The organism is Chryseobacterium sp. HNCC26DJ238 (assembly GCF_057180465.1).
Window position 1 is genome coordinate 72,191 of record NZ_JBXUGI010000012.1, and the last position, 19,585, is coordinate 91,775.

Consider the following 19,585-nt stretch of genomic DNA (forward strand, 5'->3'; position numbering starts at 1 on the left):
TATATGTTGTAATTTTGCACTTTAATTATTTGAATTTAAAATTATTCATACGATATGAGTACGACAACACAATACATTCCTTATAAAGTTAAGGACATCGCCCTGGCAGAATGGGGAAGAAAAGAGATTACTCTTGCAGAAGCAGAAATGCCGGGATTAATGTCAATCCGTGAAGAGTTCGGACCCTCTCAGCCATTGAAAGGAGCGAGAATTGCAGGATGTCTTCACATGACGATCCAGACTGCTGTTCTGATTGAAACTTTGGTTGCCCTGGGAGCTGAGGTTACATGGTCTTCATGTAATATTTTCTCAACTCAGGATCACGCTGCTGCTGCCATAGCTGCTGCAGGAATCCCTGTTTATGCATGGAAAGGCCTTAATGAAGAAGAATTTGACTGGTGTATCGAGCAGACTTTATTCTTTGGGGAAGATAGAAAACCGTTGAACATGATTCTGGATGACGGTGGAGATTTAACAAACATGGTGTTTGACAGATATCCTGAATTTACTAAAGACATCAAAGGACTTTCTGAAGAAACGACAACAGGCGTTCACAGACTGTACGAAAGAATGAAGAACGGAACTTTGGTAATGCCTGCAATCAATGTAAATGATTCAGTAACCAAATCTAAATTCGACAATAAATACGGATGTAAAGAATCTGCAGTGGATGCTGTAAGAAGAGCAACAGATATTATGCTGGCTGGAAAAAGAGTGGTTGTCTGCGGATACGGAGATGTAGGTAAAGGTACTGCTGCTTCTTTCAGAGGGGCAGGATCTATTGTTACCGTTACTGAAATTGATCCGATCTGTGCATTACAAGCTGCAATGGACGGTTTCGAAGTTAAAAGATTGGATACGGTAGTGGATAACGCAGATATCGTTATTACAACAACCGGTAACTTCAATATTGTAAGAAAAGAACATTTCTTAAAATTAAAAGATAAAGCAATCGTTTGTAATATCGGTCACTTTGATAACGAAATCGATATGGCATGGTTAAACGAAAACTACGGTCACACAAAATCAGAAGTAAAACCACAGGTTGACATCTATACTTTGGAAGAAGGTAAAGAAGTGATCATTCTTGCAGAAGGAAGACTGGTTAATTTAGGTTGCGCTACGGGTCATCCAAGTTTTGTAATGTCAAATTCTTTCTCTAACCAGACTCTGGCTCAGATCGAACTCTGGACCAATGCTGAAGCTTACGGAAATGAAGTGTATATGCTTCCTAAGCATTTAGATGAAAAAGTAGCCGCTCTTCACCTTAAGAAATTAAGCGTTGAGTTGGAAATTCTTTCTCCTGAACAGGCTGAATACATCGGAGTAGATGCAAAAGGACCGTTCAAACCGGAATACTACAGATACTAAGATTTTTTAATCTTTTCAATACCATCCCATTATTCAACATAATGGGATTTTTTATTTTATCTGTTTTAATTTTTCCTATTTTTGGAAAAATTAAAACATGAAGAAATCTATTGTTCTGAGCGCTATCGGCACCGTGATCTTAATGAACAGCTGCAGTGATGACAGTGATATTATAAATTCTGCTGACAAAAAAATATTACTGAGTAAAGTCACTACCGTGTATTATGACAATGCTTCCAGCCCTGAAACCAATATCGCAACATTCAATTACAATAATGAGGGTGAACTGATAAAAATAGTTTCTGAGGGAAGAACTTCCACTTTCGAATATGATGCTGCAGGAAAACCGAATAAGACCATTTATTATAATTCTGCCGGTGTGCCGGAATACTATTCGCTCTACACCTATAATGGGGAACAGCTGTCAAATGTAAAGGCTGTTTACAGCAATCCTGATTTTAACAGGACCACCAGTTACACGTACGAGAACGGTAAAGTAAAGACCTCTACGCTGTGTCAGTCAGCAGACTGTTCCAACCCCAGTACATCTTCTTATCAGTACAGCGGAGATAACATTTCTGTAGAAACTTTTGTGATTGGCGGAACATTCACCTACGCTACTCAACAGGTTTTTACGTACGATGATAAGCCTAATCCGTTTACTTACACCAATAAGTATTTCAGAGTATCCTTAGGGGGAGCCTATATCCTGAGCGGAAACAATTATCTGACTGAAAAGAAAAGCTATAAAGACAGTGCAGGGATATGGATTCCGAATCAGAACATCACCTATGACATACAGTACAACAGCTCAAACCTGCCTGCTCAGGTGACCGGTAAAGATTCAAACGGCAATCAGTACGTACAGCATAATTACGAATATATCATTCAGTAAATCATCCTTGCAGTTCTCTTTGAGAATTTGAGTATATGCCCAGATTTCTGCTTTTGTTTTTAAGCGAACTTCAAATCTTTCATTCACTATTTCAAAAAAAAACATCCATCTATTAATTATCTTCAAAGAATGGTGATAAAAATTCAAATATATTACAGTTGATCTCTTAAAAAAGGATATATTTGACTAAACTATACATTAAAAAGATAAATAATGAAAAAACAGGGAGTCTCTAATGCGTTTGTCGCAGCTTCATGGGTCGCTTTAGGCGCTGGAATGATTGGCTATATTGTAGGCCTCGTAAGAGCAGAAATGCAGCTGAATGAAAAAGGATACTACTTTACCATCCTACTCTACGGATTATTCGCCGTAGTTTCTTTACAGAAAGCTGTCCGTGACAGAATGGAAAATATTAAAGTGACAGATATTTATTATGGCATCTGCTGGTTTGCTACCTTATCATCCATTGTTCTTCTGACTGTGGGATTGTTTAATGCCACCATCATGCCGAGTGAGAAAGGTTTTTATGCCTTTGCATTTTTACTGGCTCTCTTTGGTGCTATCGCTGTGCAGAAAAACACGCGTGACAATATGATGGAAGACTAAGTGATCTCCTCAAATCATAAAATAAGGCTGTCCCATTTCAGGGCAGCCTTATTTTATGTGAACTCTTATTATTTACAAATCATAAAGATTAGGATGCTTTGCTTTAATATCATCCACTGTTCCCAGGACTTTATCTTTTAACGTATCCTGATAAATCTGAAGCTTATCCGATACACTTTCATCACCGGTTCCCAGTATTTTTGCAGCTAAAATCCCAGCATTCAGAGCGCCATTCAGGGCAACAGTAGCGACCGGAATCCCTCCCGGCATCTGAAGGATCGATAAGACAGAATCCCAACCGTCGATAGAGTTACTGGATAAGATAGGAACACCTATAACCGGTAATGTCGTACAGCTTGCCACCATACCCGGAAGATGCGCAGCGCCGCCGGCTCCTGCGATAATTACTTTCAAACCTCTTTTTTGCGCATGTTTAGCGTAGTCAAACATCCTTTCAGGAGTTCTGTGTGCTGATACCACAGTCAACTCATAGGGAATGTCTAAACTTTTTAAAAAATCTGCTGCCAGTTCCATGATTGGCAAGTCGCTCTGACTTCCCATGATAATTCCTACCATTTCTTCAATTTTATTAGATCGGTCAAAGATAATGATTTTAAAAAAGGTAAAAATGAATTTCCTTTGCTCATCAATAGTGAATTTTCAACCTTTCTACTGAAAACATAACTCAACTTTCAGAAAAATTTCTAAAATTCCCAAAACATGTATCGCAGACGATTTCGTTTCTCAGTAACATTTTATACTTGCTCAAATATTGGAAAGTTCTCAAAGAAAATTATTCAAATGTTTTCTTAACATCCAATGTTGTTTAAATGTTTGTGCACTCATCAGAAAACGGGTATATATATAAAATACAGGGAATGGAAATCTGCTTTACCAAACACTAAATTTGCGACTGACCGTTCATATACGGAGCAAAACAGGCAGCTTTTCATGATAAAATAAATATCTTTGCCATTCGATTTCCCCTATTCCATTGAAAAATTACAAACTTACTTTTGCCGTTCTCACTGTTGCTGTTGTGTGGGGAACAACTTTTTTATCCATCCGGGTTGCTGTAGAAACCATTCCTGCCTGGTTTGTAGCGGGAATCCGACAGTTTCTCGCAGCCATAATCATGCTGACCATCCTGCTTTACCGAAACGAATTCAAATGGATTGGCTGGAAGAACCTGGGGTATCAGCTTATTTTTTCCACCCTGATGCTGATCATCGCCAATGGGATGACAACGGTTGCTGAAGAAACCGTAACGAGCAGCCTCGCATCTCTGATGAGTGCCTGTTCACCCATCATTGTATTTTTAGGAAGTGTTGCGGTCGGACTGCAGAAATTCAGTTTCCGGGCTTTGACAGGGATCATTCTCTGTTTCAGCGGAATTCTTTTTATATTCTGGGATGGTCTGAACGATTTAGGAAATCCTGATTATCTTATGGGAATCATTTTTCTGTTCGTAGCTATTCTCGGCTGGGCTTCCGGAACAGTTTTCACTAAAAAACTTAATATACAGAGTAAAAATATTACCCTGAATCTGTTCTATCAATTTATATTCGCAGGAATAGTTCAGCTTTGTTTTGCATTTCTGTTCTCAGAAAACTATAATTTTGAAAACTGGAGCTTGGTAAGTATTTCAGCGACCCTTTACCTGGCAGTTTTTGGATCTGTGGCCGCATTTTTTGCCTTCCACTATGCCCTCACCAAAATTTCACCCGTGCAGGTTTCGATCTTAGCTTATATCAATACAATTATTTCTATTTTTTTAAGCTGGTTAATTTTAGATGAAACTATTTCTGCAAAATTTATAGTTGCTGCTATTTTAATAATTGCAGGAGTTTTCGTGATCAACTATACACCAGAATTATTTAAAAGACAAAAGCTTAAACAGTAAAGGGCCATTCTGTTCAGTAAATAAATTTACTGCGATCCATCATTTTCTGAAACTCTTCGTTTTTTTATTTCATTTATTTTTCTTACATTTTTAGAATATTTTAACACTATGATAAAAAAACATCCACTTATTATTCTGGTATTATTTGCAGTACTCTTAAGCTGTGACAGTAAGGAAAACAAAAAAGAACTTGAACTGAGAGAAACAGAACTATTCGAAAAAGAAAAACTTTTTGCCAAAAAAGAAGCTGACTATCAGTCATTACTCAAAATGAGAGACAGTCTTTTCAGCAAAAAAGATTCTGTAGAGATGATCAGGGAATGGCCTGCGGAAGTTTCCGGGGTATGGACAGGTAAAGTAATCTGTACAGAATCCTCATGCAGTGACTATGTTATCGGTGATCAACGAATTGACACCTGGGAATTTGACAGCGATTCCACTCAGATGGGATGCAAGATCATCAACAATAACAAACTAGTCAGGCTGTATTCCGGTAAATACGAAAATAATGAGGTAAAACTTAATTACAAAACCGACTCCACTGCTGAAAAATTTGTAGAAATGAATATTCTTCTCAATGATATTTCTGCGACCAAAATCAAAGGTACGAGAACGGTTACTGTTGATAATAAATGCACAGCCAAATTTTCTGTTGAGCTGACACGTCCTTCAAAATAAAACACTTATGATTTTAAGCTTACATAACCTCAGTCTTCCATTTGAAGATCCGGTACTCAAATTCCTGTTGGTACTCATTATCATTCTGGCAGCCCCGCTTTTACTCAATAAAATAAAGGTTCCGCATCTTCTGGGACTTATTATTGCCGGGGCGGTTATCGGTCCGAACGGATTTAATGTTCTGGCAAGAGACAGCAGCATCGTTGTCACCGGAACTACAGGACTGCTCTATATCATGTTTCTTGCGGGACTTGAAATTGATATGGGTGATTTTAAAAAAAATAAATGGAAAAGTCTTACGTTCGGAATCTATACATTTATTGTTCCCTTTGTACTTGGTTTTGCAGGAGCTTATTACATCTTAGGTTTTTCCGTACTGACTTCTGTACTTTTTGCCAGTTTATTCTCTTCCCATACCCTTATTGCTTATCCCCTGGTAAGCAAACTCGGAATTGCAAAAAACTTAGCGGTAAACATTACAGTGGGAGGCACCATGATCACCGATGTTCTCGCCCTTTTGGTTCTTGCCATCATTGTCGGGATGTCGCAGGGTGATGTGGGAACTGAATTCTGGGTTAAGCTTTCCGGCTCATTCATCGTTTTCGGACTGATCGTTTTACTTGTTTTCCCTATAATCGGGCGCTGGTTTTTTAAAAAGGTAGATGATAAAATTTCCCAGTATATTTTTGTACTGGTCATGATCTACCTCGCAGCACTTTTGGCCGAATTGGCAGGTGTGGAGGCAATTATAGGTGCTTTCTTTGCAGGTTTAGCTTTAAACAGACTGATTCCCCACACTTCATCACTCATGAACAGGGTAGAATTTGTAGGAAATGCGATTTTTATTCCTTTCTTCCTGATCAGCGTGGGAATGCTGATCGATTTCAAGGTATTTTTTAAAAGCTGGGAAACGATTGAAGTGGCTGCCGTTATGCTTGTTGCTTCCATTGCGGGAAAATATATTTCAGCGGTTGCTACCCAGAAGACTTTCCGGCTGACAAAAGAAGAAGGAAAACTGATTTTCGGATTAAGTTCTGCCTCTGCTGCGGCAACATTGGCAGCGGTAATGGTGGGTTACAACATTATTCTTTCTGAAAGCGAAACGGGAGAGCCTGTGAGATTATTGAATGAACATGTTCTTAACGGAAGTATTTTACTGATCCTGGTTTCATGTACCGTATCATCATTCATCTCCATGTCCAGTGCACAGAAAATTGCGGAACGTGATAATGAGGATACCGTTTCAGGAAACAACCATGAAGAGGAAAACATTCTTCTGGCCATCAATTATGAGGCAACTGTGGAGAGAATGATCAATCTCGGAATTTTAATTAAAGCCCATTCAAATACCGAAGACTTTTTTGCCCTGAATGTGATTAATGAAGACAAAAACGAATCCTCCGTAAAAAATGCTGATAAACTTCTGCATCAGGCAGCTGACACAGCCGCTTCCGCAGACGTAAAACTGAAAGCTCTGAAAAGGTATGACAATGACGTGATCAATGGAGTCAACAATGTTATTAAAGAACAGAAGATCACCGATCTGATCATTGGCCTGGAAGATGAAAAAGGTTTTTCCACTTCATTTGCCCATAATCTGTATAATGGCTATTTACAAAATGATGATGTCAATGTTTTTGTTTATCATGCAGCACAACCCCTTTCAACCATTAAAAAATATGCGGTGATGATTCCTGAAAATGCTCATCGGGAAGCCGGATTTTTTCACGCACTGGTCAGAGTTTGGAATATTGCAAGAAATTCAGGGGCCACCATCATTTTTTATGCGCCGGAAAACATCCTCAACATCCTACAGAAAATTATTAAAAAAGCCAATATAGAAGCTGAATTTATCATCATGAATACCTGGAAGGACGGTGAACAGACCGCAGCCGGGATCAAAGAGGATGAAGGACTGATTATATTTATGGCAAAAAGAGGAATGCAGTCTTATATTCCGAGGATGAGAATGATTCCCGAGCTTTTGAACGGGCAGCTAAAAGATCATAATTACCTGCTCATCTTCCCTTATTCGGAATACAGACAGGATAACACAGAAAAGCGTTCTGTAGGTAACCATGATGATTTTATGGAAATAGGAAATGTGATTAAGAAGATTTTTAAATAGTTTACGTTAAAAAATTCTGTTCTTGAGATAAACATTTAAAATTTGGAACATTCTGCATACCGATACGTTTAAAATATGAAAAAAGCATTTATCATCTTAATTTCTGCCGTCATACTTCTGATTATTTCTGTAATGATCTATTGGAATCTTCCTATTGAAATTACAAGGAAGTCAGATATTAAATCCGGAGATTTACTGGTGAATAAAATAGAAACGTATCAGAATACGAACCATAAACTTCCCGCAAATGATGACTGGGAAAGTTTAGAAAAAATGGGATTCTCAAGAAATGAATCTTCACAACCAAAATATATTTCAGATGACAACGGTCATTACGAAATTGTCTATTTCGATGATTTTGGCGGACCCTTCCTGTTATGGAATTCTCAGGAAAAAAAATGGACCGTTGATTTCCCTTCCGTCCTAAAAAACTGAAAAAAGACTGCTAATGCAGTCTTTTTTCAGTCTATATTTCTAATTTTTATGCAATTACTTTTACCATTGCTTTTACTTTCACCAGTTTTTCCATCAGCTCCTCTCTGGACTCTGCCAGAACATTGATGTGTCCCATTTTTCTTCCGGGCTTGGTTTCCGTTTTTCCGTAAAGGTGAATGTAGGTTTCCGGAAGTTTTAAGACTTCTTCCATCCCTTCATAAATTACTTTTCCGGTAAAGCCTTCTGCTCCAACCAGATTAAGCATTCCGCTATAGATAACAGCATCGGTATCTGCCAAAGGTAAATTTTTCACGACGCGGTACATTTGTTCAAACTGTGAATTGGCATTCCCTTCCTGACTTTGGTGTCCTGAATTATGCAGTCTCGGAGCCGTTTCGTTAACCCAGACTTTTCCCTGTTTATCCAAAAACAGTTCGATCGCAAATAATCCAGGAGAATTGACAGCATTCAGGAATTTCTCTGTAATCGAATCGATTTGATTTTCAATTTCTTCAGTTAAAAGAACCGGACAGATATTAAAGTCCAGTAAATTTAATTTCGGATCAGCGACCATTTCTGTTACCGGAAAAGTTCTGGTTTCTCCATTTTCATTGATCGCTACAATGACAGAAAGCTCTTTATCAATATCTACAAGGTTTTCCAATACAGAATCTTCCGTCCACAGGTTTTTCAGATCTTCAGAAGAACGGATAATCTGTACTCCTTTTCCGTCATAACCGCCGGTATTGAGCTTCTGTACAAAAGGAAACTGAATTTTTATTTCATCTGAACTTCCATCCATAATTTCAAAATCAGGACTCGGAATACCATTTGCTTCGTAAAACTGCTTCTGAAGGATTTTCTGTTGGATTGTTTTAATTATTGCAGCATTCGGAACTACTTTCACTCCCTGCTTTTCAAGCTCAGCCAAAGCATCAGCATTGACGTGTTCGATTTCAATGGTTACTACCTCTTTATCTCTACCGAACTCCAGGACGGTTTCATAATCATTAAAACTTCCCTGTGTAAAATGCGATATCGTATGACAAGGCGCATCTGCTGCCGGGTCTAAAGTATAAAATTCATCATCATATTTCAGTGCTTCCTGAATCAACATTCTGCCGAGCTGTCCGCCTCCCAAAATTCCTATTTTCATTGGTTTACTTTTATTTTTAATAGATTTTATTTTAAATTTCCGTGATTTAAAATCATTATAAAGAGGCAGTTGGCCACCTCCGGTCAGTTATTTAATTTTATCAAGCATCAGGTACCCCAAAAAGGTATGATTCTGCTGCTGTGCATCCTCTGACTTTCTGATTTTCAGTGAATACTTCTGCTTCATTTCTTCGGGAAGGATCTCCGTAACACTGAAGATATCATCAATATCCACTCCGAATTTTTCATCAATATGACTGCCTGCACCTTTAAAGCCCATCGTCTGGTAAAATTCTGTTGCCTTTGATTTTTTCACGACTTCACCGAGGGTTTTTCCCACCATAAGATGCTGTTCGTGAAACTCTTTGAAATGTTCTTCCTTGTAACCGCCGAGATTGACGAAAAAGAGTTTTTCTTCATTTTCGAAGGTATTTTTAGGTTCAACCGATATTTCGTATCCATCGGCGTACTTAACTTCCTGATAAGCATCGATATGAATCTTTCCTTTGGCTTCGGGCCAAAATTCTTTCATGACAGGAACCAGGTCTTTCAGCGTTTCTGCAATACCGAAAAATACGTCATGCTGTTCAATGTTTCTGCCTTTTGGAGTTGCCCCGAGGATGATATAAAATAACTTCATTCTGAATTTTATTTTTGCAAAAATACATCAAAAAATAATCTTGAGTTAATGTTTGCCTGAAAACCGCAATAGTTTTATATTTGTAGCATGTCGGAGATCATTATTCTTTTTCTTGGAGCTATCTCAGCCGGTCTTTTAGGTTCACTTACAGGTTTGGGAGGAGGAGTTATCATTATCCCTTTGCTGACGCTGGGTTTTGGTGTTCCAATGCATTATGCCATCGGTGCCTCACTGATCTCAGTGATCGGAACTTCTTCGGGAGCTGCAGTAGCTTTTGTGAAAGAAGGTTTTACCAATATGAGAATCGGAATGTTTCTGGAGATCGCGACAACTGCCGGTGCCATTGCCGGTGCCCTCGTTTCGGGAATGTTAAATCCCAATACGATCGGAATTATTTTTGCAAGTATCCTTTTACTCACTGTAATTTTAAACCTTAAAGGAAAACCGGATCACCAGGAATCATTAATTCAGGGGAGCCTGGAAGAAAAACTGAAGCTGTACGGAACTTTTCCTGACAAAGGGATTCTCAAAAGCTATGCAGCAAGAAACACTGTTCCCGGATTCTTTATGATGATGTTTGCAGGTGCAATGTCAGGACTGTTAGGAATCGGTTCAGGCGCTTTGAAAGTACTTGCCATGGATAATATGATGAGACTTCCTTTTAAAGTTTCCACAACTACCAGTAATTTCATGATCGGAGTGACAGCGGTGGCAAGTTCACTGATTTATTTTCAGAGAGGCGAAATTATTCCTGTAATCGTTGCTCCCGTTTTGGTAGGAGTTGTCGTTGGAAGCTTCATCGGATCGAAGACGCTGATGGTTTCGAAAACCAAGAAGCTGAAAACCTTTTTTGCGATTGTCATTACCATTCTTTCAATTTATATGATGTATAACGGAATCAGAAGCAATTTCTCATGAAAAAGAACTTCACTGACGTAGACCTGAACCGTTCCGTTGGAAATCTTTTAAGGCTGGGCGTTATTTTATCGGTAATTATATCGCTGGTCGGTTTTGTCAAACTTTTTACAGAAGGCTTCAAAATGCCCCGAAAATACAAACTTCTTGAGATGGGAACCTCTTCCGAAAAGGTCTGGAGCCAATTTTGGGAAACGCTTTGTAAAGGTGAAGGGATGGCCATCATCCAACTTGGCATTCTGATCCTGATCTTCACACCACTGATGAGAATCATTTTCGCACTTATCGGTTACCTTAAGGAAAAAGATTATCTGTACGTTCTGATCTCATCGATTGTTCTTGCAATTATGGCAGTGAGCTTTTTTACAGGGTATGCGCATTGATTGATGATAATTGATAAGTGATCAATGATAATTGATTTATTCTCTTGCTATTTTATCTGAAGACTCAAGTTTAGTAGTTTACTCTGCGTAAAACTCGAGCGGTAATTTATCGGGATCCTGGGTAAAGAAAAATTCTTTCCCTGTAAATTCGTCAGTCCGGATTTCTTCGCATTCTAAACCTTTCCGAATTAATTCTTCACGCTTTTCATTAACATCTTCCACAGAAAAAGCCAGATGTCTTAAGCCGCATGATTCCGGTCCCGAAAGTCTTTCCGGCGGATCAGGAAAAGAAAACAGTTCTATAACATAATGCTCACCAATCGCCAGATCTAATTTATAAGACTGCCTTTGCTCACGATATACTTCCCGGATGATATTCAATCCTAAAACTTCTGTATAGAATTTTTTTGAAACCCGGTAATCCGAACAGATGACAGCAATGTGATGAATTTTCATTTTAAAATTATTGGATTATACCTGATATTGATGATGCTTCCTAAAGTTAAATGGGTCAATCTACAGTACTTAAATACGCAATATAAAATCCTAAAATTAATCAATTTATGATTCAACTCAGTTTTATTAACAAATTTAAAGTAAACTGGCACGAATTTACCTTAAAATAGTTTAATTTTAGTCGTTTATTTTAAGAAATATGTGGGAAACTTACCTTGTTCTAAGTGCTTTATTGCTGATTTTAACCATCTTACCAAAAATCCCAAGTTCGCATTGGATTTTTCGGTTTCCTGACTTTGGTAAAATTCAGATTACCTATTTCACTATTGCTGCCTTTGTTCTTGGATTTATTATTGAAAAGACAGAATATTTCTGGTATCTGCAGGGCCTGCTGCTCGCCATGATTATCTATCACGGAATTACCCTTATCAAATATACCCCCCTCTATAAAGTAAAAAAGCATCAGCGAAGTGAGAAATCTTCGGAAAAATATCACTTCATTTCTGCCAATGTATACCAGTTTAATACAGATTACAGCAGATTTATCAATTTGATACAAAAAAACAAACCGGAAATATTTCTTACGATGGAAAGCAACGGCGACTGGGAAAAAGCGCTGCAGGTTTTGGAAAAAGACTATCCGTATCAACATAAAGTGACACTGGAAAACACCTACGGAATGCATTTTTATTCCAAAATGAAAATTGAGGATTCAAAAACGCATTATTTTGTAGCGGATGATATTCCAAGCATTGAAGCCCATTTAAAAACGGAAGATGGTTATTCATTCGTATTTTTCGGAGTTCACCCCCCGCCTCCAAGCCCTACTGAAGAAGAAACTTCAAAAGAAAGGGACGGCGACCTGCTGAGTGTCGCAAAGCGTGTGCAGGACATTGAAAAACCGATCATCGTTGTCGGCGATTTTAACAATGTCGCCTGGTCTAAGTCATCGATCCTTTTCAGAAAAACAAGTCATCTGATCGATCCAAGAGTCGGGCATGCCTTTGTCTCGACCTTCCATGCTAAATCCCGCCTTTTACGTTTTCCGATTGACCTGATGTTTCACAGTGAAGATGTTTTCATTGAAGAATTAAAAACACTGGAAAATTTTGGTTCAGACCATCTTCCGGTCTACTGTGAGTTTTTTATCGACCATCATAATGATGAACAGGAAGATCGTGTTGAACAGGCAGATTCTGAAGAAGTAGAGGAAGCTGAGGAAATTATCAAAGAAGGAAAGGAAGAAGATGGTGAAAGAGATGCCGTGGTGACGGAGGATTAATTGATTTTATAAAACCTATTATATCAGACCGTATTTCCTTTTAATAGAACACTGCTTTTTATACTCATTCATATCCACATAATTACCTGTTGACCATTAATGTTTCCGAATTTGGATTTACAGGGAAACAACGGATTTAATTAGTCATTAAAGGATAAGCGGTTAGTTTGTCATTCCGGAGAAATCTACGCAATTATAAAAATCGGATCATCAAAATTGAAACAGATAACTCAAAATATCCAGATTTGGATTACCTGTTGATCATTGAATGTTTCCGAATTTGGATTTACAGAGAAACAACAGATTTAATTAGTCATTAAAGGATAAGCGGTTAGTTTGTCATTCCGGAGGAATCTAAGCAATTTATAAAAATCGGATCATCAAAATTGAAACAGATAATTCAAAAAATTCAGATTTGGATTATCTGTTGACCATTGAATGTTTCTGAAATTGGATTTACAGGATTAGTTATTAAAGGTTAAACGGATAGTTTGTCATTCCGGAGGAATCTAAGCAACTTCTAAAAATCGGATTATAAAAATTGAAACAGATAGCTCTGATCTTACAAAGATAATAACAGTCTGGATTCCTCCGGAATGACAAACGTCACGTAGATTTTAATTACCATTTCATCACATCTTTCACTACCCCATTTTTCTGGGTATGCTGCAGTAACTCTTTTTCTATAAAAGTTTTTATCTGATCTTCCGAACCTTCATTCGGGAATAGTAAATGAACATTTGCTCCGGCATCTAACGTGAAAAATAAAGGCAGGCCTGTTTCTCTTCTGAAGTCCCAGATCTTATTAATTACCTCTAATGTACCGGTTCGCATAAGAATAAAGGCAGGGTCACTCATCATCATCATAGCGTGAAGCGTAAGAGCTTCATGTTCTACCAGTTTTATGAAACCTTGCAGATCCCCATTCCTCAGGATTTCTTTCATGGGAACAAAGTTCTCCGTGGCTTCCTGAAACCTTCTTTCTGCATAAGGATTGGTATTCATCAGACCGTGTCCGACTGTGGAAGAGACACTTTTCTGACCTTCGTGAATCAGTAATACCCAATCATTAAAATCTTTAAAAATATCATGGACATCCTCATCGGGATACTGCACAGCAAATAAATCCGAACTTCCATTCACCTCATCAGAATCACCCCAGACCACCAATCCTTTATACAGGCTTCTGCATGCACTTCCGCTTCCCAGTCTGGCTAAAAAAGAGGCTTTCCTGACAGATTCTTCTTCTGATTTTTTTTCTGAAAAAACATCATCAAATTTCATCAGACATTTTGCAACCGCTCCGAAACCTGACGCTGAACTTGCAATTCCAGAGCTGTGAGGGAATGTATTTTCCGTTCTGATGATGTAGCTGCCTTTTAAAATCCACGGGAGATACTGCTCTATATTTCTGAAATATTTCTCAATCTTCTCTGCAAATTTAACTTCCTCATTTCCTGAAAGAAAAGTCTGTACTGAAAAAGGTTCATTTGCCAGAAATTCTATCGTCGTGTTTGTCTTACAGTGATTTAAAGTATAGCTGATGCTTGGATTGGCCGGCATCTGGTCTTTATATTTTCCCCAATATTTAATCAGGGCAATGTTTGACGGACAGCTTTCTATAACGGTCTGATTATTTACTGTAAAATTTTCTTTTCCTAAAAATTCTTCTTTTTTCATAACTTAAATATAGAATCTTAATGATCACAATACGTGTTTAAAATGATCTTTTACTTTATATTTCACTCTTTCAGGGCTGAATTCAACTGATAACCTCACTACCCTTTGTCTGTCAATACATCTGTTCAATTACGTCAGCATATTTTTTCAGCACCACGGCTCTTTTGACTTTGAGGGTCGGGGTAATTTCCCCACTTCCGATCTCAAATTCTGAAGGCATGAGTGTAAATTTCTTTACTTTTTCGAAATCTGAAAGATCGTGCTGTAATTCTTTCAACTGATCTTTATAAAATTCGAGGATTTCTATTTTATTGACCAATTCTTCACGACCGGTAAATGAAACAGCATTTTTCTTTGCATAGTCCTCCAAAAACTCAAAATTCGGAACAATCAATGCTGAAACAAACTGCCGTCCTTCGGCAATCAGAACAATCTGACTGATCAGGTTATTGTTGGTCAGTATATTTTCGATCTGCTGCGGAGCAATATATTTTCCGTTGGATGTTTTCATCAAATCCTTGATGCGGTCAGTAATGAAGAGGTTTCCGTTTTCATCAAACTTTCCGGCATCCCCGGTTTTAAACCAGCCGTCCTGTGTGAAAACTTTTTCTGTTTCTTCAGGTTTCTGATAATACCCTTTCATGATCCCGTTTCCTTTTGCCTGGATTTCGTCATGCTCCCCGATACGAATTTCAATTCCAGGAAGTGGCTTTCCACAGCTTCCGTGTTCGAATCTGGTAAGAGGAAATGCGGTCAGGGTTGCAGTAGTTTCTGTAAGACCGTAGCCCACGGTCACATGAATGCCCACAGATTCAAAAAAACGGGTCACCTCTGGGGAAACCGAAGCTCCGCCGCAAGGCAGAAACCAAAGCCTCCCCCCCATTTTATTTTTAATTTTACCAAACACCAGCATTTCTGCAAGCGACTGTTTTAGTTTTAATCCAAAGGGAACAGCAACCTCTCTCCTTCTGAGTTCGGCAGTTTCTTTTCCGGTTTCCAGTGCCCAACTGAATATTTTCTTTTTTAATGATGAAGATTCTGCAGCCATTTCGTTGACTCCTGCGTAAATTTTCTGAAAAAACCTGGGTACAGAACACATCATGGTAGGTTTTACCTCTACAAGGGTCTTCGCTATATCTTTCGGATCTTCAAGGAAATAAACACGGGCTCCGCCATAAAGACAGAGAAGGCTCCAGCATCTTTCAAAAACATGGGTAAGCGGCAGGAAGGCTAAAGAAAGTTCCTCTTCGAAATTTTTAAATTTAAAAAATTCAAAATGTGCATCAAAGGATTTTATGAAATTACCGTGCGACAGCATGACTCCTTTGGGGGTTCCTGTCGTTCCGGAGGTATAGATGATTGTCGCAAGGTCATCCTCTTCTTTTTTGACAAACGCTGACGTTGGGGAAGATCTAGCAATAAAGTCTTCAAGATAAAAAGTATGTTCTTTTTTTACCCAGACTGCCTTTTTAGAAACAATAATGGTTTCAAGGCTGTTTTCCTTCTTTGCAATTTCAAGTGCAGCATCATATTGTGCCTGATTTCCGACAAGGATTATTTTAGCGTCAGAATCCTGAATGATATATTCTGCCTGTTCTGCATTATTGGTAGAATAGATCGGAACAGTCACTGCGCCCAGAGACAGTGCTGCCAGGTCAAAAATCAGCCATTCTGCAGAATTATCTGCATAGATCGCAACTTTATCATTTTCTTCAATTCCGTTCTCTTTTAAGGCGTTGGCCGTTTTGCAGATAATTTCACTGAATTTCTTCCAGCTCAATTCTTTCCACGCTTCCTTTTTTTTGAAACCAACCGCTGATTTATAAGGATGTTTTTCTGTATTTTTACTGATAATTGCTTCTGCAAGATTCATTATAATTGGTTCAGCTTTTGATCGTTAATATAATTATTGAGATGGAAATCAACACTTTCCTGTACAGGAATAAAGTCATAACCCAACACCTCCTGTACTTTCCGGTTTGAAATTGTATTGTACGAAGTGACAGATTCGATATTGGTCGTGCTCGCCATTTTTAGTGGCGGGATCAGCCATCCAAAAATGATATTCAGCCATCTTCCGATATTCAGGGTACTTTTAGAAAGAACGGCAGCATCTTTTTTATTTACTTTTCTCCTGACCTGATTTCCGATGTCCGTGTATTTTTTACCTTCTGAGATCAGGATAAAACGTTCTCCGAATTTATTCTTTTCCATAAGATCGAGGGCTGCCTTTGCTACATCCCTCACATCAATGTAGGAGGAACCGCCTGAAAAGGTGAACCTGTTTTTTTCAAAGGTTGAAAACAGTTCGCCGCTGCTGTGCGTCCAGTTTCCTGTTCCGACAATCATTCCGGGATTGATGATAACAGTATTCAGACCCTCGGCTGATGCTCTCCATACCTCCATCTCAGAAAGATGTTTGGAAATGGCATAAGCAGAATGATCTATTTTGGGATTAAAATCAGACGCTTCGTCGAGTTCTCCGTTTTCATTAAAACTGTCCAAAACTGCAATCGAACTTACATGAAGTAATTTCGTTACTCCTGAATCTTCGCAGGCAAATAACAGGTTTTCCGTCCCCCTGATATTCGTGTGGTACATTTCTTTTTCATCTCTAGGATGAAAGCTTACTTTTGCAGCACAGTGATACACTTCTGTAATCCCCTTCAAGGCATTCTGAAGGGAATGGATGTCATCGAAATCGACATTGATCCACTCGATTTTACTGAAAAAAAGATCCGGTTTCCCGGTATAATACTGATAAGAATGTTTTACTTCATCAACATTACTGCCAGGTCTCTTTGCAGCACGAACTGTTTTCCCTCTTTTTAAAAGTTCCAGAACGATGACCCTGCCTAAAATTCCTGTTGCTCCTGTTACAAAAACCATGAATTATATTCCTACTTGATTATTGACTAAGTTATAATAATATTTTTTACGGTTCAGAAGTTCCTCGTGATTTCCGCATTCTACAAATTCCCCGTTATGAAGAACCAAAATCTGATCAGCATTTCTGATGGTGCTCAGACGGTGGGCAATGATAATCACCGTACGTCCTTTGAAAAACTCAAAAAGGTTTCCCATGATTTCTTTTTCATTCTGAGAATCAAGTGCACTGGTCGCTTCATCCAGAAGAAAAACATTAGGATTTCTGTATACAGAACGCGCAATCAAAATCCGCTGCTTCTGTCCTGTACTTAAATTGATTCCGTCGTTTCCGACCATGGTATCCAGACCCTGAGTGTACTTACTGACAAATTTCTGCAAATTTGCAACTTTTACGGCATAATTCAGTAGACTTTCATCAATATTATCGCTTTTGAGAGTGATATTTTTACGGATGCTGTCTGAAAAAATGAAACCTTCCTGCATCACCGTACCGGTGGTATCCCTCCAGTCTGTAAGAGGGATTTTTGAGAGATTCTCAGTTCCGAACCTGATCACTCCCCTGTCCGGCTCATAAAATCTTAACAGGAGTTTAAACAGTGTTGTTTTTCCGCTTCCGCTTTCACCGACAATGGCCGTAATCTTTCCTTTTGGGATTTTTACGTTTAAATTTTTTAAAATCTGAAAATCACCAAATCCGAAGTCTACTTTTTCCAGGATGATATCTTCGTTGGATATTGATTTTTCAGTCTTCTGAATGATATCTTCCGAAGGTTTTGTGTGAACCTCAGCAATTCTTTCGAGACTCAGTTTCGCATCCTGGGTAATCTGGATAAAATAAAGAAGCTGATCAAAGGGTGAATTCATCTGTCCGACAATGAAACTGATTGCCAGCATCATTCCCAGGGTAAGGTCTCCGTCGATCACTGCGTATGCTGAGAAACCTGTAATAAGAATGTTTTTCAACTGTGAGATAAATCCTGAGCCGATCATCTGGTACTGGGAAAGCTTCAGGGCTTTTTTATTCCTGATAAAAAGTTTCTCCTGAATACTTTCCCACTTGGACTGCTGAAAATTTTCTGACTGATTAATTTTGATTTCAGACATTCCCAAAACCATTTCGTTCAGAACATTCTGATTCTGACTGTTGAGGATAAATTCCTTCTGATCCAGTATTTTCCTTTTTTCGAGAAAAATAAAAATCCATACGACTGATAAAAAACTGAGTACAAAAAACAATACCAGAATGATCAGATTGTAAGTCGCCAGAACGACGGAGAAAACCAGCAGGTTGATAAATGAAAAAAGAATGGAAAGCGTATTGGTGGAAAGAAAAGAGCTGATCCGCTGATGATCTAAGATCCGCTGCTGAATATCGCCGATCCTTTTGGATTCAAAATAGGAAACGGGAAGATGAATGAGTTTTTCGATAAAGTCGCTGATCAGTTTTATATTGACTCGGGTATTGACTTTCAGCATAATCCAGCTTCGGAACAGTTCCATAAAACTGTTTCCCAGAAACAATACGATCTGGGCACCGACGATCATCAGTACCAGATTTTTATCTTTGAATCTGATCGCTTTATCGACCAGGTTCTGCGTAAGAAAAGGAAACACGAGCGTAATTACACTGGTAATCAACAAGGTGAACAGCAGTGATAAAAGTGCTTTTTTGTGCGGTTTCAGATATTTAAATAAGAACTTAAATCCACCTGCGGACTGTTCTTCCTCTTTACTGAAAAATTCTTCAGTCGTTTCAAAAAGCAATGCTTTTCCCAGGCCGTTTTCCTGAAGCCAGTATTTTTTAAACTCTTCTGCTGTATACTGCAATTTCCCGTATTCAGGATCTGCAATTGTAATTTTATCCTGAGATTCATGAGGCACCAGTACAACAAAATGATCTTTTTTCCAGTGCAGGATGCAGGGCCGCGGTGCTTCGGCAATCAGCTTCTCAAAATCCACCTCTACGGCTAAAGTTTCCATCTTCAATTCTTCAGATGCTGAGATCAGATCATGGAAACTCACCCCTGTCCTTGACTGGAAAGTAATAAGCCGGAGATATTCGGGAGAAAATTTTTTACCGAAATACTGAGTAATTATCCTAAGACAGGTCGGACCGCAATCCATGGAATCCAACTGTCTGTAATAGGTAATTTTTGCCACGTTAAGAAT

18 protein-coding genes are annotated in these 19,585 nt (G+C 38.5%); 10 read left to right on the forward strand and 8 right to left on the reverse strand.

The window, feature by feature from the left end; translation table 11 throughout:
* Positions 1-54 precede the first annotated feature (54 nt).
* The 3 genes from ahcY (at position 55) to yiaA (ending at position 2,872) form a co-directional block, all read left to right on the forward strand.
* Positions 55-1,371 carry an adenosylhomocysteinase gene (gene ahcY, locus AC2A07_RS12520; RefSeq protein ID WP_484050695.1) on the forward strand — a complete coding sequence of 439 codons (1,317 nt, stop codon included), beginning with the start codon at positions 55-57 and terminating at the stop codon, positions 1,369-1,371.
* 97 nt (positions 1,372-1,468) lie between these two features.
* The gene (locus tag AC2A07_RS12525) at positions 1,469-2,266 is read left to right on the forward strand and encodes a hypothetical protein (protein ID WP_484050696.1); all 798 of its coding nucleotides are present in this window, start codon (positions 1,469-1,471) and stop codon (positions 2,264-2,266) included.
* 213 nt (positions 2,267-2,479) lie between these two features.
* On the forward strand, positions 2,480-2,872 hold the full coding sequence (gene yiaA / locus AC2A07_RS12530) for an inner membrane protein YiaA (protein ID WP_314498108.1): 393 nt from the start codon (positions 2,480-2,482) through the stop codon (positions 2,870-2,872).
* 72 nt (positions 2,873-2,944) lie between these two features.
* Here the strand turns inward: yiaA and purE are convergent, their stop codons facing one another.
* Complete coding sequence (gene purE, locus AC2A07_RS12535; RefSeq protein WP_484050697.1) at positions 2,945-3,448, reverse strand: 5-(carboxyamino)imidazole ribonucleotide mutase; 504 nt, start codon at positions 3,446-3,448, stop codon at positions 2,945-2,947.
* 418 nt (positions 3,449-3,866) lie between these two features.
* Here purE and AC2A07_RS12540 point away from each other — a divergent pair, with 418 nt between their 5' ends.
* The 4 genes from AC2A07_RS12540 (at position 3,867) to AC2A07_RS12555 (ending at position 8,016) form a co-directional block, all read left to right on the forward strand.
* Positions 3,867-4,775 carry a DMT family transporter gene (locus tag AC2A07_RS12540; protein ID WP_484050698.1) on the forward strand — a complete coding sequence of 303 codons (909 nt, stop codon included), beginning with the start codon at positions 3,867-3,869 and terminating at the stop codon, positions 4,773-4,775.
* Positions 4,776-4,883: 108 nt separating this feature from the next.
* The gene (locus tag AC2A07_RS12545; RefSeq protein WP_484050699.1) at positions 4,884-5,453 is read left to right on the forward strand and encodes a hypothetical protein; all 570 of its coding nucleotides are present in this window, start codon (positions 4,884-4,886) and stop codon (positions 5,451-5,453) included.
* Between the two features lie 7 nt (positions 5,454-5,460).
* Positions 5,461-7,581, forward strand: a complete 2,121-nt coding sequence (locus AC2A07_RS12550) for a cation:proton antiporter (protein WP_484050700.1) — start codon at positions 5,461-5,463, stop codon at positions 7,579-7,581.
* Positions 7,582-7,656: 75 nt separating this feature from the next.
* Positions 7,657-8,016, forward strand: coding sequence for a hypothetical protein (locus AC2A07_RS12555; RefSeq protein WP_484050701.1), 360 nt, complete (start codon positions 7,657-7,659; stop codon positions 8,014-8,016).
* A gap of 46 nt (positions 8,017-8,062) precedes the next feature.
* Here AC2A07_RS12555 and AC2A07_RS12560 read toward each other — a convergent pair whose 3' ends face one another.
* Positions 8,063-9,172 (reverse strand): 5-(carboxyamino)imidazole ribonucleotide synthase, encoded by a 1,110-nt coding sequence (locus AC2A07_RS12560; RefSeq protein ID WP_484050702.1) that lies wholly within the window; start codon positions 9,170-9,172, stop codon positions 8,063-8,065.
* An 87-nt stretch (positions 9,173-9,259) separates the two neighbouring features.
* Positions 9,260-9,811, reverse strand: a complete 552-nt coding sequence (locus AC2A07_RS12565) for a DUF1543 domain-containing protein (RefSeq protein WP_314498120.1) — start codon at positions 9,809-9,811, stop codon at positions 9,260-9,262.
* 87 nt (positions 9,812-9,898) lie between these two features.
* Between AC2A07_RS12565 and AC2A07_RS12570 the strand changes: the two genes are divergently transcribed.
* Both AC2A07_RS12570 and AC2A07_RS12575 read left to right on the forward strand, forming a co-directional pair.
* Positions 9,899-10,729 (forward strand): sulfite exporter TauE/SafE family protein, encoded by an 831-nt coding sequence (locus tag AC2A07_RS12570; RefSeq protein WP_484050703.1) that lies wholly within the window; start codon positions 9,899-9,901, stop codon positions 10,727-10,729.
* Complete coding sequence (locus AC2A07_RS12575; protein ID WP_314498123.1) at positions 10,726-11,109, forward strand: DUF1634 domain-containing protein; 384 nt, start codon at positions 10,726-10,728, stop codon at positions 11,107-11,109. Before AC2A07_RS12570 ends, AC2A07_RS12575 begins: the two co-directional genes overlap by 4 nt.
* A 78-nt stretch (positions 11,110-11,187) precedes the next feature.
* Here the strand turns inward: AC2A07_RS12575 and gloA2 are convergent, their stop codons facing one another.
* Positions 11,188-11,565, reverse strand: a complete 378-nt coding sequence (gene gloA2 / locus AC2A07_RS12580) for an SMU1112c/YaeR family gloxylase I-like metalloprotein (RefSeq protein ID WP_484050704.1) — start codon at positions 11,563-11,565, stop codon at positions 11,188-11,190.
* 199 nt (positions 11,566-11,764) lie between these two features.
* Here gloA2 and AC2A07_RS12585 point away from each other — a divergent pair, with 199 nt between their 5' ends.
* Positions 11,765-12,847 carry an endonuclease/exonuclease/phosphatase family protein gene (locus AC2A07_RS12585; protein ID WP_484050705.1) on the forward strand — a complete coding sequence of 361 codons (1,083 nt, stop codon included), beginning with the start codon at positions 11,765-11,767 and terminating at the stop codon, positions 12,845-12,847.
* A 621-nt stretch (positions 12,848-13,468) separates the two neighbouring features.
* Here the strand turns inward: AC2A07_RS12585 and AC2A07_RS12590 are convergent.
* The 4 genes from AC2A07_RS12590 to AC2A07_RS12605 all read right to left on the reverse strand — a co-directional run bounded on the left by AC2A07_RS12590 (position 13,469) and on the right by AC2A07_RS12605 (position 19,576).
* Positions 13,469-14,527 carry a diphosphomevalonate decarboxylase gene (locus tag AC2A07_RS12590; RefSeq protein WP_484050706.1) on the reverse strand — a complete coding sequence of 353 codons (1,059 nt, stop codon included), beginning with the start codon at positions 14,525-14,527 and terminating at the stop codon, positions 13,469-13,471.
* Between the two features lie 112 nt (positions 14,528-14,639).
* Positions 14,640-16,400: an AMP-dependent synthetase/ligase gene (locus AC2A07_RS12595; RefSeq protein WP_484050707.1), complete on the reverse strand. Its 1,761-nt coding sequence runs from the start codon at positions 16,398-16,400 to the stop codon at positions 14,640-14,642.
* Positions 16,400-17,416: an NAD-dependent epimerase/dehydratase family protein gene (locus tag AC2A07_RS12600; protein WP_484050708.1), complete on the reverse strand. Its 1,017-nt coding sequence runs from the start codon at positions 17,414-17,416 to the stop codon at positions 16,400-16,402. The genes AC2A07_RS12595 and AC2A07_RS12600 overlap by 1 nt, the downstream gene beginning before the upstream one ends.
* Positions 17,417-17,419: 3 nt before the next feature.
* Positions 17,420-19,576, reverse strand: coding sequence for a peptidase domain-containing ABC transporter (locus AC2A07_RS12605; RefSeq protein ID WP_484050709.1), 2,157 nt, complete (start codon positions 19,574-19,576; stop codon positions 17,420-17,422).
* Positions 19,577-19,585 lie beyond the last annotated feature (9 nt).

Excerpts from the sequence above, each read along its gene's own strand:
- ahcY (WP_484050695.1), top strand. The coding sequence starts at position 55 with ATGAGTACGACAACACAATACATTCCTTATAAAGTTAAGGACATCGCC.
- AC2A07_RS12525 (WP_484050696.1), top strand. The coding sequence starts at position 1,469 with ATGAAGAAATCTATTGTTCTGAGCGCTATCGGCACCGTGATCTTAATG.
- yiaA (WP_314498108.1), top strand. The coding sequence starts at position 2,480 with ATGAAAAAACAGGGAGTCTCTAATGCGTTTGTCGCAGCTTCATGGGTC.
- purE (WP_484050697.1), bottom strand. The coding sequence starts at position 3,448 with ATGGTAGGAATTATCATGGGAAGTCAGAGCGACTTGCCAATCATGGAA.
- AC2A07_RS12545 (WP_484050699.1), top strand. The coding sequence starts at position 4,884 with ATGATAAAAAAACATCCACTTATTATTCTGGTATTATTTGCAGTACTC.
- AC2A07_RS12550 (WP_484050700.1), top strand. The coding sequence starts at position 5,461 with ATGATTTTAAGCTTACATAACCTCAGTCTTCCATTTGAAGATCCGGTA.
- AC2A07_RS12555 (WP_484050701.1), top strand. The coding sequence starts at position 7,657 with ATGAAAAAAGCATTTATCATCTTAATTTCTGCCGTCATACTTCTGATT.
- AC2A07_RS12560 (WP_484050702.1), bottom strand. The coding sequence starts at position 9,172 with ATGAAAATAGGAATTTTGGGAGGCGGACAGCTCGGCAGAATGTTGATT.
- AC2A07_RS12565 (WP_314498120.1), bottom strand. The coding sequence starts at position 9,811 with ATGAAGTTATTTTATATCATCCTCGGGGCAACTCCAAAAGGCAGAAAC.
- AC2A07_RS12570 (WP_484050703.1), top strand. The coding sequence starts at position 9,899 with ATGTCGGAGATCATTATTCTTTTTCTTGGAGCTATCTCAGCCGGTCTT.
- AC2A07_RS12575 (WP_314498123.1), top strand. The coding sequence starts at position 10,726 with ATGAAAAAGAACTTCACTGACGTAGACCTGAACCGTTCCGTTGGAAAT.
- gloA2 (WP_484050704.1), bottom strand. The coding sequence starts at position 11,565 with ATGAAAATTCATCACATTGCTGTCATCTGTTCGGATTACCGGGTTTCA.
- AC2A07_RS12585 (WP_484050705.1), top strand. The coding sequence starts at position 11,765 with ATGTGGGAAACTTACCTTGTTCTAAGTGCTTTATTGCTGATTTTAACC.
- AC2A07_RS12590 (WP_484050706.1), bottom strand. The coding sequence starts at position 14,527 with ATGAAAAAAGAAGAATTTTTAGGAAAAGAAAATTTTACAGTAAATAAT.
- AC2A07_RS12595 (WP_484050707.1), bottom strand. The coding sequence starts at position 16,400 with ATGAATCTTGCAGAAGCAATTATCAGTAAAAATACAGAAAAACATCCT.
- AC2A07_RS12600 (WP_484050708.1), bottom strand. The coding sequence starts at position 17,416 with ATGGTTTTTGTAACAGGAGCAACAGGAATTTTAGGCAGGGTCATCGTT.